The sequence below is a fragment of the Streptomyces sp. NPDC006544 genome (genome assembly GCF_040611715.1).
GTDB lineage: Bacteria > Actinomycetota > Actinomycetes > Streptomycetales > Streptomycetaceae > Streptomyces.
This window is the reverse complement of the sequence record NZ_JBEXOV010000002.1, coordinates 1-14,431: the sequence shown is the minus strand read 5'-3', so window position 1 is coordinate 14,431 and position 14,431 is coordinate 1. Positions and strand designations below refer to the sequence as shown.

Below are 14,431 nucleotides of genomic sequence, written 5' to 3'. Positions count from 1 at the left end.
TGGAAAACGCAGTACCCAAGGAGCCCTGTCTTCTCCGCGCGAGCGGGGTCGACGGGGCTCCTGCCTTTGCCCTGGCCGGGTCGTTGGATCTGGGGGCTGGGCCTTGGCCTTGGCCTTGGCCTTGGCAGGCTACGGCCGTGCGCCCCCGTACCGGTTTCCGGTGCGGGGGCGCTCATGTCGGGGCGGCCGGAGCCGTGGGCCCGGTGCGGGCCCGTTGCCGGGGGCCAGCCCCCGGACCCCCGCGCCTCAAACGCCGACGGGGCTGAAAGGGGCCGGCGTTTGAGGCGCGCGTCCGGACTATGCCGCCGGCGCCGGGGTGATGGTGATCTCCAGGGTGACGAGCACCTTTTCCGAGATGCGGACGCGGAGCGCGTACTTGCCGGGGGTCACGCCCGTCGTGATCAGTTCCGGGAGGGCGATCTTCCCGTCCGGTCCCGTCGGCGCGAGCTCCGACTCCGTGAGCTTCTTGCCGTCCTTGTCCAGGAAGTACGGCGTCGTGCCCGCCTTCGCCGGGTCGGCCGGGACCCACGTGCCGTCCTTGTCCATCGTGCCGACCGAAGCCGTGGCCTTCGCTCCGGCGACCGGCGCGCCCTTCGCCGTCGCGAGGAACTCGACGCCCGTGATCTTGGCTCCGGCCACCGCTTCCAGCGGCTTCGCCGCGTCCGCGTCGCTGCGCACCAGCAGGTCCGCCACCGGGGCCGGCTTCGGGGTGACCGTACCCGTGAACTTCACGGTGACCTCGCGCGAGGAGTCGTAGCCCGACGCGCGCAGCACGAACGTGCCGGCCTTGGCGCCCGCCTTCAGCGCGGGCATCGTCGCCAGGCCGTTCGCGTCGGTGTGCAGGACCGCGAAGTTCTTGCCGTCGGCCGCGAAGACCGTCCCGCCGGTGCCGTCCTCGTCGACCGACAGCACCACGACCTGGTCGGCGGCCGGCTTGCCGTCGCTGAGGACCGCCTTGACCTGCGGGGCCTGCGTGAACGCGGTCCCCGCCTCGGCCTTGAGCTCGGTGGAGCCGACCGCCTCGAGGCGGTCCAGGTGCGGGGCGGCCGGAGGCGTCACGGGCGGAGTGACCGGCGGCGTGGTCACGGGCGGCGTCGTCACCGGAGGGGTGGTGACGGGCGGAGTGACCGGGGGCCTGGTCACCGGAGGCCGGTACACCGGCGGCGTCGGCAGGACCGGCGGGTTCGGGGTCGGGTAGTTCCCGGCCGGCGGGTTCGGGACCCCGACGACGCCGTCCCCGGCCTGGTACTGCCGCATGTACCCGAGCACGGTGTTCACGTACTCGCGCGAGCTGTTGTAGCTGAGGATCGCCTTGTCGAGCTGCGCCGCGTCGGAGAGGTTGCGGCCTCCCGCGCACAGGTAGAGCCCGGCGCCCAGGGAAGCGTCGTAGATGTTGTTCGGGTCGCGCTTGGAGTCGCCGTTGCCGTCGGCGCCCCACGTGGTCCACGTGGAGGGGATGAACTGCATCGGGCCGACCGCGCGGTCGTACACCGCGTCCGCGTCCCACTCGCCCTTGTCCGTGTCGCGGATCTCGGCGAAGCCGTTGCCGTCCAGGCGCGGCCCGCGGATCGGCTTCTCGGTGTACCCGTCCGCCTTGAGCCCGTAGCCGGAGGCGTGCACGGACTCCGTCCGGCCGATGCCCGCCAGGAGCTGCCAGGGCAGGTGGCAGCCGGGGAGCGCGGCGGCCACGGAGAGCTCGGCCCGCTTGTACGCGTCGAGCGCGGTCGCGGGTATGCCGCTGACCGCTCCTTCGGGGCTGGTCGCGCCCGGCGGCGGCGCCGGGTCCGCGAGCAGGTCCGGCAGGTCCAGCCGTGCGTCACCGCGGTCTTCGGCCTGGGGGCTGTCCGGAGTCGGTTCGGCTTCCCCCGCGCCCGCGATCGGCGAGTTGGTCACGACCGCGGCGGTGGTCAGGCTGGCCGCGAGAGCTGCGGTGCACACGACCTTGCGCGAGGTGTTGACGAGGTGACGGTGAAGTGGCTTCAGTGGCTTCACGGTGCGGCAAATCCCCCCAAGGCGGCCGATCGGGGCCACCGTAAAACGGCTACGCATCCAGGTACGCGTACGACTGCGTGTACGACCGGTCGGGCCGTGGATGTTAACTGTCTATCAGGTCACAGGGCGCGACTCACCGTCCCCCCACGAGATGTGGCACACCATTCGTCTCGTCTTCACCGGTGCCCTGGCCCGTTATGGACCAGAGCCTCAACTCCCCGCCCCATCCGCCCCAATGGTTCGTGTTGACCGCTCTGCGGCCCTTTGGGCCGGTGTGACGGCAACCGGCGGCGCGACGCGCTCACCCCCCGGCCGGGAAGGCGTCCCCGCACTCGGTGCAGTGGCGGGGAGCGCCGGCGGCGACCGCGGCCGCGCGGTCGGCCGCGTCCTGCGCCCGCTGCCGGTCCCGGTGGTCACTGCGGACGACGGCGATCGTGGCGGCGAGCACGAGCAGCGCGACGACGGCCCCGACCGGAGTGAGCCACGGCCAGCCCCGGGCGTCCGCGAAGTGCTTGCCGGCGGCCGCGGCCATGGCGGCCATCACGGTGCCCTCGAGGAAGTGCAGGCACCCGTTGCCGTCGGGGACCTCGGGGACCGCCGCCCCGGTGTCCTCCGCCCCGCACCACGGACACACCGGCGGGCCGCCGGGTTCCCCGCTCTTCGCCCCGCTCCCCGCCCTGTTCGTCATGTCCCCATCATGACCGTTCCCCGTGCGCGCGCGTCAACCGGCCTGCCGGGGCGTGCGGGAGGGGCAGGCGGCCCGTCTGGCCGGTCGGTCACAGACACGCCCACACCGTCTTCCCCGGGCCGCCCGGCCCGCGCGGGGCGACGCCCCACTCCCGCGCCACGGCCTGTACGAGCGCCAGCCCGCGCCCGCCCTCCGCCGACCAGTCGTCGACCCCGGGCAGCGCCTCCGGAGGCGCCTTGTCGCCCCGGGCGTCGCTCACCTCCACCCGGACCCGCAGCCCGTCGTATCCCAGCCGGATCTCGAAGTCCCGTCCGGGCACCCGCCCGTGCTGGACGGCGTTCGGGACGCGGCATCCGGACTGGTTCAGGAAATTCGCGGAGGCGGAGGCTACATCTGTGGCCTTGCACTACTACGAGGTCCAGGCCATTCCTGGCTTGTTGCAGACCGAGGCGTACGCGCGGGCGCTCTTCCGTCACCGCCGTCCCATGCTGGACGAGGAGACAGTCGAGAAGCGGGTTACGGACCGTCTAGCCCGCCAAGTGATCCTGGAGCAGTGGCCTGCTCCTGACGCTGGGAGAACGATGAACATCACGGACCTGGCCTGGTTCAAGAGCAGTTACAGCTCCAGAGAGGGCGGCGAGTGCCTCGAAGTCGCCTTCGACTGGCGGAAGTCCAGCTACAGCGGCGGCGAAGGCGGCCAGTGCGTCGAGGTCGCCGGATGCGCCGACTCCGTCCACGTCCGGGACTCCAAGGTCCAGGCGGGCCCGCAGCTCGCCGTGGCCCCCGCCGCCTGGGTCGCGTTCCTCGGTGGAGTCACCACGGCTTAGTGCCTCCGCCGGCAGGTGAGGCAGCCGGGCGGGCAGACGCGCGAGTTGGGTCGGCCGACTGGGTGGACTCTTCGTGGGTCAGTGCCAGTAGGAGGGCGAAGACGACGATCCGGAGCCGTTCCAGGAGATGATCAGGAGAATGACGATGATCGCCAACGGGATGGCCACGAGCAGGGCGCACCCGATGGCACCGGGCAGGTTCTCCCTGCGCAGGCGCTGATCGAGCAGCTTGGCCTCGGGGGTGTCGTTCCGCCAGTGCGGCTGGAGCTCCGCGGTGCCGTCGGCGATCGCCCTGGCCACCCGGGCGACGTCCGCGGGGTGGTACGTGCGCCACTGGCTCTCGCCCCACGTGGAGTGCGATACACGGTTGTCGTTGCGGACTCCGTTGGCCTTCACGGTGGCGTTCAGGCAGGTCTTTCGGATGGTCGGCCAGGCTCGGGCCAGCTGTCTCTCGGACAACCAGGCGACGTGCTCCGGTTCGGCTGCTGCCACGGGCGCACCTACTCTCGGCTCATCAGCAGTCTCTCCCCGCTCCGGCCGGATGGGCAACACCCCCTTGAGGGGACGGCGGGCACGGATCCCCGGTGATCACGAAGCACAGAGAACTCCGTGATCGGGCGAACCGTGCCCACCCTCCTCCTTCCGCTTTCGCTTTCGCTTCTGCTTCCGCGTCAGCCCAGAAGGGCCTTGACCGCGCTGATCACGGGAACTCCGGCTTCGCCGATGAGCGCCGCAATTCCGGAGAACGTCCGGAGCAGTCGCTGGAATCGCTCCTCGGGCGGATTCGAACTGATTTCCTCGACCGCCGCGTCCACTTCCGCCCGGTCACTCGCATCCAGGTGCTGCCTCATCTCCTGGACTTCCGCGAGGAGCTTTTCGACGGCCGACGCGTCCGGCGCCGCTCCTCCGCCGTACTTTCCTCCGGCCACGATGTCCCCGGAGCCCGTGTGCGAGGCCCTGCCGATGCTCCCGGCCCCGTGCTGCGTGTAGCTGTCACCCTCCATCAGCGGCCCCCTCCCCTGATGTTGCCGGAACCGCTGTGCTCGGCGATGCCGATGCTCCCGGCTCCGTACTGCTTGATCTGGTCACCCATGACGGCTTCCTTGATGTTGATGGTCACCGGGCCCGCGTCCGGGCGCCCGATGGCCTTCGTGATCTCGAAGACGAGGGTCTCGATCTCGCTGTGGTCCAGGGACCACACGGCGTCGCGCTGGGTGCCGGAGGTGTTGAGGACCAGCCCGTACACCGGGGGCCGGCTGATCACCTGGACGAGCTGCCAGATCAGCAGGCCGAGGACGGCGACCATCAGGACCGCGGCGAAGTTCCCGAAGATGGCCGTCGCGATCATGCCGACGATCAGGCAGAGCAGAGCCCGGCGGATGAACTGTTTCCATGCGGCGCCCTTGTTGACCTCCAATACGCGCTGTCCGACGTGGGAGATGTTGCGCAACGGGTAGGCCTCACCGTCGACCCACAGCACGCCCTCTTGCACACGGACTTGGACCGTCGAATTGCTAGACGCCATTTTTCGCCCCCCTGGCTTTTTTTGGCGTTGACGGCTCGAAGTGTAGGGCGGGCCCGACCGGACACGTAGGGATTGGGCCATTTCGACGTAGTCATGATCCATTTACCATTCCGCTTGACGCGAGCGGCATCGGAATGCGCGTTTCCCGTGGTGGGCGCCCTCAGGCCAGGAGGGGGATGAGGCCGAGGGCGAAGACGCCGTAGAACCCGGCCGCGACGGCCAGGCGGGCCGGGGTGAGCTTGTGGGCGCGCATCGTCAGCAGGAGGTAGACGATCGCCGCCGTGGTGACGACGCCGGACCACAGCAGGGCGCCGTCGAAGTGCCACGTGGTGAACAGCAGGCCGATGCCGCTGGGGACGGTGGCCTGGATCATCATGGAGCCCGAGATGTTGGCCAGGGCCAGCTTGGTCTTGCCCTGGCGGACCCAGATGACCGCGTTCATGATCTCCGGGAGCTCGGTGGCGATCGGCGAGAGCAGCAGCGCGGTCACGGTGGCGGACAGGCCGAGCATGGGGCCGATGACGTCGAGCTGCTTCACGAAGAAGTGCGCGGCGAAGAAGATCACCACGAGGGTGGCCAGGGTCTGTGCGACGACGGCCCAGGTGGCCGGGGAGGTCTTCTCGGGCTGGAACTTCAGCGGCTCCAGCTCCTGCGCGTCCTCATCCGCGTCGTCCTCGGCAGCCTTGCTGCTGCGGATCTCGCGCCAGAAGTACACCGCGTAGGCGGCGAAGAACAGCAGGCCGAGGGCGGGCTTGAAGGCGAAGGCGACCAGGCCGAGCGCGACCTTGACGATGAAGATCGCCAGGAACCACTTCTGGTCCTTGGCCAGCCGCTTCATGTCCCTGGCGTCGCCCAGGGTCTCACCGCCCGGCGGTGAGACCTCGGCGCGAGGGCCGCCGGCCATGACGAGGCAGGCGGCGCGCTCCTTGCGGCGTTTGAGGAGCAGCATGGTGCCGGTGACGCCGTAGGCGACGGTGGCCAGGGCGAGGGGGCCGCCCATCGCGGCGCCCACGCCGATGTTCTTGGCTTCGTCGGTCGTGCCGGTGGTCACCGCGACCAGCGTCACCACGGACTCCGGGAGGGCGGTGCCGAAGGCGGCCAGGATCGTGCCGACCGCCATCTTCCCGACGTTGAGGCGCTCGCCCAGCCACTCCACCGCGTTGACGAACCACTCGCAGGAGAGGTAGATCGCCACCGCGCAGACGATGAGCAGTACGAAATGGATCACGGGACTCGTCCAGCCTTCCCGCACCGGCAGGGGCCGAAGGGCGGGCGGCGCGAGGGGCGGCGGCACGGCTTCGACCCCGCCGGCGCGCACAAAGTGTCGTCGACAAAGGGCCGAAGGTCTCGCCCGCCCGCAGTCTCACTCGACGACTCCGGGCCCGGCCACCGGGAACCCGGGGGTTCCAGTGTGTCGACGACCGGTATTGCGGGGCTACTCCCCTTCGCAGCCGCCCATATTACACAGCCGGGGCGTCGCCGACTTCATGGGGCCCGCCCGTGATCGCATGACGAGCCATTAGACGAAGTTCTTGTCGATCAAGAGGTTCATGATATCGGGGCGGTAGTTGGGGAAATCCATGGGCACGATGCCGAAGCGGGCGCGCTGAGCCTTCCTGGGCTCCAGGTACGCGTAGACACTCGGGAAGATCTTCTGGGCCCCGACGGAAGGTTCGGGGACGGGCCCCTTTGCGGTGCTGGTGAAGTTGATGAACATCTTGGAAGTGGTCTGGTCGAACCACGCCGCGTCGAACCAGTCGACGATCGCCTTCTTCTTCTCGTCGTCCGAGACGTTGTACTGGTCCTGAATCTTGCAGTGGTCGTTCCATTTGAGGACGGTCCACTCGTCGCTGAAGTCGGTGAGGAGCACGACCTTGCCGCGGGCCTGGCCCAGGGTGGGCCACTCGGGGCTGGTCCAGAAGAGCGGACGGAAGTTCATCGACGGATCGTCCAGGTGCCAGTTGAAGCGGCGCCTGAATTCCTCCGCACCGAGCGCCTGACCTCCCGCATTCTCATTCTTGACGCGCATGATGATCAATTCCTTCGGATTGCTCCGCAGGAAGTAGTCGCAGTCATTGAGGACATCCTGGAACCGCTTCTCCATGAATACGTTGCCGTGATATAGGCCCATCTCGTTCGAGGAGCCCTGCAATCCGTTCAGACGGATATCGAGAAATCGGATGCCCTTGTTGAGCTGTGTCAGCAGGTCCCAGTCCTGGCACTTGGCGACGAAGATGCCACTGTTGGCGCAGGTGTTGTGGGTTCCGGGGATCGTCAGCTTCGTGACGGGAAGGCTGTTGGAGAGTTGTCCCATCCAGGACCGGGCGGACCAGCTCGCGGCAGTTGCCGTACTCGGGAGGCCGAGCACGGTGGCAGCGGCCACGCCACCGGCTCCGGCTGCCCACTTCAGGACGTCACGACGGTGAGGACTCATGCCTGTTCTCCGATTCAGGACGAAACACGGGGAAGAACGCACTCTGGACGCCGAGGCAGGCGCACGGGTTCTGCGGCTCACGGCTCCCAGAGCTGATCAATCAGCGGGGGCCGGCCATGCGTTGGGGTCCCAGCCGATCCGTACGACACCGTAAACAGGGCCGTTGACGTTTCACTGTCGTGCGCTAACGCTCTTGCGGAGGGGAACGGGATGCGGTCATCCGCTCCCCGACCCCGCCCCGCGCTGCCTTTGCCCGCCGAGGTGGCTGGACGGGCACGACGCCGGGGGCGTACCGGATCGCGTCGGGCGGCTAGGACGTGGGTCATCGCCCGGCGGACGCGGGTGGCCGGGGAGGCCGGGGAGGCCGGGTGATGCTCGTCGTCGCGAACCAGGGCCAGTTCGGATGCTCATGCATGCCTGAAGGCGTAATCTGAGTTTGTCGGCTGCGGAGACCCGCAGCGTCAGGCGATGTGCAGGGCAGCGGCCAGACTCGCCTAGAGTTTTACTCTCGGATGCCCGGGTCACCGAACAGCGCATCCCACAGTGCAGTGCATTCACTGCAATTCGGCGTGGGTGAAGACCGCTGTTTGTCGTGTGATTTCACATTTCCCGCACGTCAAGCTCGTGAACGATGACCGTATCCGACATGGCGATGTATGCCCGGACGGCGGGTGGCGCGTCCGGCGTGCCCATGTCCTGCCCATGCCCTACCCATCTGTCGCGCCGTCGTGCCGTCGTGCCGTCCATCACGTACGACGGCGGATATGGCAGCACGGCGACGCCCTTGGAGGTGATGAACATGCGACACCTGTTCACTACTGCGGCCCTAGTGGTCCCTCTCGTCTTTGCGGGGGGCACGGCCGTCGCGGTACCTGAGAGCGCCTCTTCTGCGACCAGTGCGGCGGTCGAAGTTCAGGCGCATCATGAGGCGACGACGAAAGCAGTGGACGTCTGTCACTACACCATCAGCCGCCCCACCCTCAAGCTCGGCTCCTCAGGAAGGGCAGTCCGACAAGCCCAGTGCTATCTGAACCAGGCCATGACAGGCGCAGGCCTGGCCGAAGACGGGAGGTTCGGCCCGGTCACCGACGCGGCGACGAGGCGGTTCCAGGCTTGCGCCGGCATTGTCGTGGACGGCCTCATCGGAGCTCAGACATGGTCGTCCCTCGTCTTCTGGGCCAACGGGTCGGATCTCGTTTGCTGATCGCCGGGGGGCGGGGTCAGCCGGCCCCGCCCAGGAGGCGCAGGATCGCGGTCACCGCCGCGAGGACCGGGACCCCGATCTCGCCGGCGACCGCCGCGATGCCCGCGACCGCCATCAGCGCGCCGTGCCGCCGCTCCTCGAAGCCACCCTCGACGGCCGCCGTCTCCTCCGCGGGCCCGGACGTGATCGCGGGGAGGTTGCGGTCGATGCTCCGCGCGCTCGCCGGTTCGACCTGGGCGCGCAGCTCCAGCAGCATCCGCCGGAGCGCCTCGATCTGCCCGTCCAGGGCCGGTGTGGCCGACGGGGAGACGCTCGGGGAATGGTTCTTGACGATGCCGATGTTGTGCGATCCGTTGACGGTGACGTTGTCTCCGATGTGGTGGTAGGCGCCTGCGCCCGCACCGTCGCCGTTCCCGTCCGTCATCACTTCATCACCCCTATGTTGCCGGAGCCGCTGATGTTCGCGGTGTCTCCGTTGTGGACGTATTGCCCGATGTTCACCGCCGGTCGCAGCACGTACGCCGAGAACTCCGGCGCCGCCGGATGTTCGATGACGTCGACGATGCGCGCGACCAGCCTTCGCAGCTCGGCGTGGTCCGCCAGCGTCACCACCGCGGCGGGCGCACCGGAGGTCTCCACGCCCATGACGTACAGGTCCGGCCGGGTCAGCCGGTGCACGAGGCGCGTGGCGAGGAAGAGCGCCACCACGACGATCGAGATCATGCCGGCTCCGCTGCTGTCGGCAGTGGCCAGGTAGAAGAGCACGGCCAGCACGAGCACGGACAGCGCGAACTCACCCAGCGCCTTACCACGATCGGGCTTGAGCACGTAGGTCCGCACCCGGACGACGTTGTGCAGCGGATAGGCCGCTTCCCCCACCCACAGCAGGCGCTTGCTGACCCGCAGCACGATGCCGGATTCGCCGAAGTCCTGCCTCTGGTGCAGTGCCGGCGCCGGCGTCGGTGCCGGTGCCGGTGCCGGTGCCGCCATCCACGACGGCGGCACGGGCGGCTGCGAAGGTAACGGCGGTAGTGGTGGCGCCGCTTCGTTGGATTCCATGCTTCCCCCGTGTGTTCGTGTGTCCCTGCCCCGTGTCCCCGTTCCGCATGGTCCCTGCCCAGGGAGCCGGGGAGGCGTGAGGATCCATTAAGCACACCGAGGAGCTGACATGTATGTAGCCAGAATGCGCCAACTCGGCTCTGAATCAACTGGATTGAGGCCGATGTGCGCGCTGCGGCGGACCTGCGGCCACGCGGCCGGGGCGCCTGCGGTCCCGGGCCAGGAAAGCTGAGCTGCGCGGTCAGGGAGCTCCTACCGGTCCGTCACCACCTCGCCCGGCCGCCCGGCCCGCACCCGCCGCCCACCGTCCCTCACGTGTCGGCGGGGCAGGAGCGCGTACCGGACGGCAGCCGGCCGTCGATGAGGAAGTGGTCCACGTACCCGCGCACGCAGGGCGAGGACAGGTAGCCGGTGTGGCCCTCGCCCTTGTAGTCCAGGACCACGGCGTTGCCGAGCCGCTGCGCCGTCTCCTCCGTCCACTCGTACGGGGTCGCCGGGTCGCCGCGGGTACCGACGAGCAGCATGCGCGGGATCCCGGCCGGGTGGTCGATCCTGCGGATGAAATCGGTGCCGGCCGGGCGCCCGTAGCAGGCCAGGACCGTCATCAGCTGGCGCGGCCCGAAGACCGGCGAAGCCGCCCGGAAGACGGGCGCGAGCGCCTCGATCTCCCGCGCGACGGCCGCCGGGGACGCCTTGTCGTCGCCGCGGTCGGGGTCGTCGGCGCAGTTCACGGCGACGAGCGCGGCGCGGGCGTTGTCGCCGGGCACCTCGGTGCCGTGGTGGTCCGCCCGCTCCTCGGGGGGCGGGTCGGCCGGGCCGCCGAGTTGCATCAGGCCCACCGGGTCGCCGTGGTCCTCGACGCGTGCGAGCGCGTCCGCGAGGGCGGGCCACATCTTCGGCGAGTACAGGGCCACGCCGATCGCCTCGACCACGTCCTGCCCGGTGAAGCTCATGCCGCCACCGCCGGTCAGGGGCTCGGCGTCGAGGCGGGTGACCAGGGCCAGGACCTTCTCCTTGGCGGTACGGGTGTTCGTGCCGTAGACGCAGGCCTGCCGGTGCGCGCACCAGACGAGGAAGTTGTCCAGCGCCCGCTGCTGGCCGGCCGCCGACATGAGGGCCTGCTCGGCGAGCGGCTCACTGAGGGTGTCGACCCCGTCGAGGACCATCCGGCCGGTGTGCCGCGGGAACAGGGCGGCGTAGACCGCGCCGAGGCGGGTCCCGTAGGAGAAGCCGAGGAAGTCGAGCTCGTCCTCACCTAGGGCCTCGCGGACGAGGTCCATGTCGCGGGCCACGTGGACGGTCCCGATGTACGGGAGCACCGGGCCGGACTCGCGCGCGCAGCGTGCGGCCGCGGCGCGGAGGGCGGCGAGCTGGGCGGCGGGGGTGTCGGCGGCGGGGTCGTCACCTGCGGGGTCGTCGTCGCCCCCGGGGTCTTCGCCGACGGCGGTCGCGGCGCCTCCCGACACACCATCGCCACCGCCACCGCCACCGCCGTCGCCACCGCTATCGCCGCAGGTGACGGGCTCGCTGAGGCCGACGCCGCGGGGGTCGAAGACGACGAGGTCGTAGCGCTTGTTGAGCTCCGCGAAGGCGTTGGGGTCGGCGGCGAGGGTGGCGATCCCGGGGGCTCCGGGGCCGCCGAAGTTCAGCACGAGGGACCCGATCCGCCGGGCCGGGGGCCCGGTGGCGGGAAGTCGGGCCAGGGCCACCGCGACGGTGGCCTTCGCCGTCTTCGCCGGGGCGGTGGGGTCGAGGGGGACGCGGAGCGTCCCGCAGCGGAGGGAGGCGGGAGCGGGGACCGGACGGTCGGGGCAGGCGCCCCAGCGAATGGCCGCGACGGCGGGGGTGGGAGCGGGGCTCGGCGCGGCGGCCAGCGTTCCCAGCAGCAGGGCGCCGACGGACACGCCGACGGCTATCCGCGGACGCGCACCGCGGCGCGGCCGGGACCGGATCCGCACACGGCTGCGGGAACGGGAACGGCGCACTGCACCCTCCTCGGGCAACCCCCCGAACCGGTCAGCCCACCATAAACGGCTCCCGAGCCAGGCGCCCGCCCGCGAGACCCACCCACCGGCCCGCCGCGCGGGTCCTGTCCCCCTCCCCGCACTTCCAACTTTCCCCGGACTCCGCCCGGACCCGACCCGAACGCCCCTGGGCTCCGCCGACGCCGCGCCCCCCACGCCGACCGGCCGAACCGGTCCTCCGGACGCCGGGCGGAGCTACGTCACTGGCGATGGTACAAACGTTCGATCTCCTTCTCGTGGTCCCGCGCGATCGCGCCCCGGCGGAGTTTCAGCGACGCGGTCAAGTGGCCCCGCGCCTCCGTGAACTCCCCCGTGAGCACCGCGAAGCGCCGGATCGACTCCGCCCGCGACACCAGCCGGTTCGCGTCGTCCACCGCCCGCTGGAGGTCCGCCCGCAGTTCCTCGTCGCCCACCAGCTGGGCGATCGGCACGCCCACCTTCTTGTGCATCTGCCGCCAGTGCTGCAGCCCCTCCGGTTCCAGGGTGATCAGCGCGGTCACGTAGGGCCGGTTGTCTCCGACGACCATGCACTGGCCGACCAGCGGGTGGGCCCGCAGCCAGTCCTCCAGCGGGGCGGGGGCGACGTTCTTGCCTCCCGAGGTGATGAGCATGTCCTTCTTCCGGCCGGTGATGGTCAGGTACCCGTCCGCGTCGAGCTCCCCGATGTCCCCGGTGGCCAGCCACTGGTCCCCGCCCACCGGCGGGCCGTTCCAGTACCCCGCGAACACGTGCGGCCCGCGCAGCAGCACCTCCCCGTCGTCGGCGATCCGCACCGCCGTCCCCGGCAGCGGCCATCCCACCGTGCCCAGCCGGGGACGCAGCGGCGGGGTGAGGGTCGCGGCGGCGGTCGTCTCCGTGAGCCCGTAGCCCTCGAAGACCTCGATGCCCGCGCCCGTGTAGAACGCGGCCAGGCGCCGCCCCAGCGGGGAGCCGCCGCTCAGGACGTACCGCACGCGCCCGCCCAGCGCCGCCCGGATCCGCCGGTACACGAGCGGGTCGTACACCGCCCGCGCCGCCCTCAGCCCGAGCCCGGGCCGCTTGCCCTCGGCGACCTCCCCGACGCGCCGCGCGATCCGCGCGGCCCGGTCGAAGGAGGACGCCCGGCCCATCTTCTCGGCGGTGGCCCGCGCGGTGTTGTAGACCTTCTCCAGGACGTACGGGATCGCCAGCAGGAACGTCGGCCGGAAGCCGGCCAGGTCGGCGAGGAGGTCCTCGCCGCGGATGCTGGGCGCGTGGCCGACCTTCACCCGCGCCCGCATGCAGCCGATGGCGACCATCCGCCCGAAGACGTGCGACAGCGGCAGGAAGAGCAGGGTCGAGGCCGGGTCCTTGCTGACCGACTTGAAGACGGGGTGCAGCAGCTCCACCGCGTTGTCCACCTCGGCGAAGAAGTTGCCGTGCGTCAGCACGCACCCCTTGGGGCGCCCGGTGGTGCCGGAGGTGTAGATGAGGGTCGCGACGGATTCCGGCGCGCATCCGGCCAGCCGGTCGCGCACGACCTCGTCGGGCACGTGCTCGCCTGCCTTGACCAGCCGGGCCACCGCACCGGTGTCGAACTCCCACAGGTGCCGCAGCCACGGCAGGTTGGCCCGTTCCGCGCTGATCATCCGCGCCTGCGCGGTGTCCTCGACCGCGCAGGCCACGGCGCCGGAGTCGTGGAGGATCCAGCGCGCCTGGATGGCGGAGGAGGTCGGGTAGACCGGGACGGTGACCAGCGCGGCCGCCCAGCCGGCGAAGTCCAGCAGGGTCCATTCGTAGGTGGTCCTCGCCATGATGGCCAGCCGGTCGCCGGGCCGCAGCCCCTCGGCGATCAGCCCCTTGGCGACGGCGAGCACCTCGGCGGCGAACTCGGCCGCGCTCACGTCCCGCCAGGTCCCGTCGCGCTCCTTGCGGGCGAGGACCGCCTCGCCGGGCGCCTCCCGGGCGTTGGCGAAGGGGATGTCCCCGAGGGACCCGCTCACCGGCACCCGGGCCAGTGCGGGCACCCACACCTCGCGGACCCGCCCGTCGATCAGCGTTTTGCCGGGCTCCACGGGCTCGTTGACCCTGACCAGGTTCGATTCGGCTGCCACGGCTTTGCTCTCCTCGGTCGGACGGAGCGTTACCGCCGGTAATCTACTGAGAGGTAACTGGCCTGAACACCCCCGCCCGCCCTTTTTCACGGACCCTCCACGCCACCGCCCGCACCCGGACACGGGGTGCGCGCAGGTGCGGTACGCAGAGCCCCGCCGCGCAGGAGATCAGGCGCGGAGCAGTTCCAGCGCCTGCTTCAGGTTGTGCTCGGCGATGCCCGCCATGACCGTCCGGTCGGGGAAGTCCCCGTCGAGCAGGCGCAGCGGTCCCGCCGTCAGCGAGAGTCGCTGGGCGAGCGTGTAGAGCGCGAGCCGGTCCTCGTCCAGTCCGTCCACACCGAGCGGCCGGTAGGCGTCGGGCAGGCGGATCCGCAGGAATACGTGCTCCCACTCGACGTCGAAGTACATCGACCCCTCGATGTCGATCACCACGGGGCTCCCGTCCGCGGCCACCAGCACGTGATCGGGTCCCAGTTCGCCGTGCACGACCGCGTACTGCGCGCGCGGCCGCACGGCCGCCGCCAGGCTCCGCAGCCGCTCCTCCAGCCGGTCGCGGACGCCGCCGCCTGGATCGTCGGCGAGCTCAGCAAGGCGGTCAACGGCACG

16 protein-coding genes and 1 pseudogene are annotated in these 14,431 nt (G+C 70.5%); 3 read left to right on the top strand and 14 right to left on the bottom strand.

Going from position 1 to position 14,431, the window contains the following annotated elements; translation table 11 throughout:
• Window positions 1-297 precede the first annotated feature (297 nt).
• The 3 genes from ABZY44_RS01070 to ABZY44_RS01060 all read right to left on the bottom strand — a co-directional run bounded on the left by ABZY44_RS01070 (window position 298) and on the right by ABZY44_RS01060 (window position 3,047).
• Complete coding sequence (locus ABZY44_RS01070; protein WP_356649452.1) at window positions 298-1,992, bottom strand: hypothetical protein; 1,695 nt, start codon at window positions 1,990-1,992, stop codon at window positions 298-300.
• Between the two features lie 301 nt (window positions 1,993-2,293).
• Entirely contained in the window at window positions 2,294-2,680 is a 387-nt protein-coding gene (locus tag ABZY44_RS01065) for a hypothetical protein (RefSeq protein WP_356649451.1), read from the bottom strand.
• Window positions 2,681-2,768: 88 nt separating this feature from the next.
• Window positions 2,769-3,047: an ATP-binding protein gene (locus ABZY44_RS01060; RefSeq protein WP_356649583.1), complete on the bottom strand. Its 279-nt coding sequence runs from the start codon at window positions 3,045-3,047 to the stop codon at window positions 2,769-2,771.
• A gap of 28 nt (window positions 3,048-3,075) precedes the next feature.
• Between ABZY44_RS01060 and ABZY44_RS01055 the strand changes: the two are divergent.
• Window positions 3,076-3,183: pseudogene (locus tag ABZY44_RS01055) on the top strand (Scr1 family TA system antitoxin-like transcriptional regulator); the annotation flags it as partial.
• Window positions 3,184-3,261: 78 nt separating this feature from the next.
• Entirely contained in the window at window positions 3,262-3,507 is a 246-nt protein-coding gene (locus ABZY44_RS01050; RefSeq protein ID WP_356649582.1) for a DUF397 domain-containing protein, read from the top strand.
• Between the two features lie 78 nt (window positions 3,508-3,585).
• Here ABZY44_RS01050 and ABZY44_RS01045 read toward each other — a convergent pair whose 3' ends face one another.
• From ABZY44_RS01045 to ABZY44_RS01020, 6 genes are all read right to left on the bottom strand, one after another.
• A complete protein-coding gene (locus tag ABZY44_RS01045) occupies window positions 3,586-3,999 on the bottom strand; it encodes a hypothetical protein (protein WP_356649450.1) in 414 nt (137 codons plus the stop codon).
• Window positions 4,000-4,178: 179 nt separating this feature from the next.
• A complete protein-coding gene (locus tag ABZY44_RS01040; RefSeq protein ID WP_356649449.1) occupies window positions 4,179-4,511 on the bottom strand; it encodes a hypothetical protein in 333 nt (110 codons plus the stop codon).
• On the bottom strand, window positions 4,511-5,032 hold the full coding sequence (locus tag ABZY44_RS01035; RefSeq protein WP_356649448.1) for a DUF6232 family protein: 522 nt from the start codon (window positions 5,030-5,032) through the stop codon (window positions 4,511-4,513). Before ABZY44_RS01035 ends, ABZY44_RS01040 begins: the two co-directional genes overlap by 1 nt.
• Window positions 5,033-5,192: 160 nt before the next feature.
• Window positions 5,193-6,260, bottom strand: a complete 1,068-nt coding sequence (locus tag ABZY44_RS01030) for a sodium:calcium antiporter (RefSeq protein ID WP_356649447.1) — start codon at window positions 6,258-6,260, stop codon at window positions 5,193-5,195.
• A 291-nt stretch (window positions 6,261-6,551) separates the two neighbouring features.
• Window positions 6,552-7,415, bottom strand: a complete 864-nt coding sequence (locus ABZY44_RS01025) for a phosphatidylinositol-specific phospholipase C (protein ID WP_356649446.1) — start codon at window positions 7,413-7,415, stop codon at window positions 6,552-6,554.
• Window positions 7,416-8,066: 651 nt separating this feature from the next.
• Window positions 8,067-8,267: a hypothetical protein gene (locus ABZY44_RS01020; RefSeq protein WP_356649595.1), complete on the bottom strand. Its 201-nt coding sequence runs from the start codon at window positions 8,265-8,267 to the stop codon at window positions 8,067-8,069.
• On the opposite strand from ABZY44_RS01020, the gene ABZY44_RS01015 reads away from it, so the two are divergent.
• Window positions 8,260-8,670, top strand: coding sequence for a peptidoglycan-binding domain-containing protein (locus ABZY44_RS01015; RefSeq protein WP_356649581.1), 411 nt, complete (start codon window positions 8,260-8,262; stop codon window positions 8,668-8,670). The genes ABZY44_RS01020 and ABZY44_RS01015 overlap by 8 nt on opposite strands.
• Window positions 8,671-8,686: 16 nt before the next feature.
• Here the strand turns inward: ABZY44_RS01015 and ABZY44_RS01010 are convergent, their stop codons facing one another.
• The 5 genes from ABZY44_RS01010 to ABZY44_RS00990 form a co-directional block, all read right to left on the bottom strand.
• On the bottom strand, window positions 8,687-9,094 hold the full coding sequence (locus ABZY44_RS01010; RefSeq protein WP_356649445.1) for a hypothetical protein: 408 nt from the start codon (window positions 9,092-9,094) through the stop codon (window positions 8,687-8,689).
• A complete protein-coding gene (locus ABZY44_RS01005) occupies window positions 9,094-9,729 on the bottom strand; it encodes a DUF6232 family protein (RefSeq protein WP_356649444.1) in 636 nt (211 codons plus the stop codon). The genes ABZY44_RS01010 and ABZY44_RS01005 overlap by 1 nt, the downstream gene beginning before the upstream one ends.
• Before the next feature lie 311 nt (window positions 9,730-10,040).
• Window positions 10,041-11,633, bottom strand: coding sequence for an alpha/beta hydrolase (locus tag ABZY44_RS01000; protein ID WP_356649443.1), 1,593 nt, complete (start codon window positions 11,631-11,633; stop codon window positions 10,041-10,043).
• Window positions 11,634-11,953: 320 nt separating this feature from the next.
• Window positions 11,954-13,768 carry an AMP-dependent synthetase/ligase gene (locus ABZY44_RS00995; RefSeq protein WP_356649580.1) on the bottom strand — a complete coding sequence of 605 codons (1,815 nt, stop codon included), beginning with the start codon at window positions 13,766-13,768 and terminating at the stop codon, window positions 11,954-11,956.
• A 225-nt stretch (window positions 13,769-13,993) separates the two neighbouring features.
• Window positions 13,994-14,431: phosphotransferase (locus tag ABZY44_RS00990; RefSeq protein WP_356649442.1), on the bottom strand; the 438-nt coding region annotated here is incomplete at its 5' end.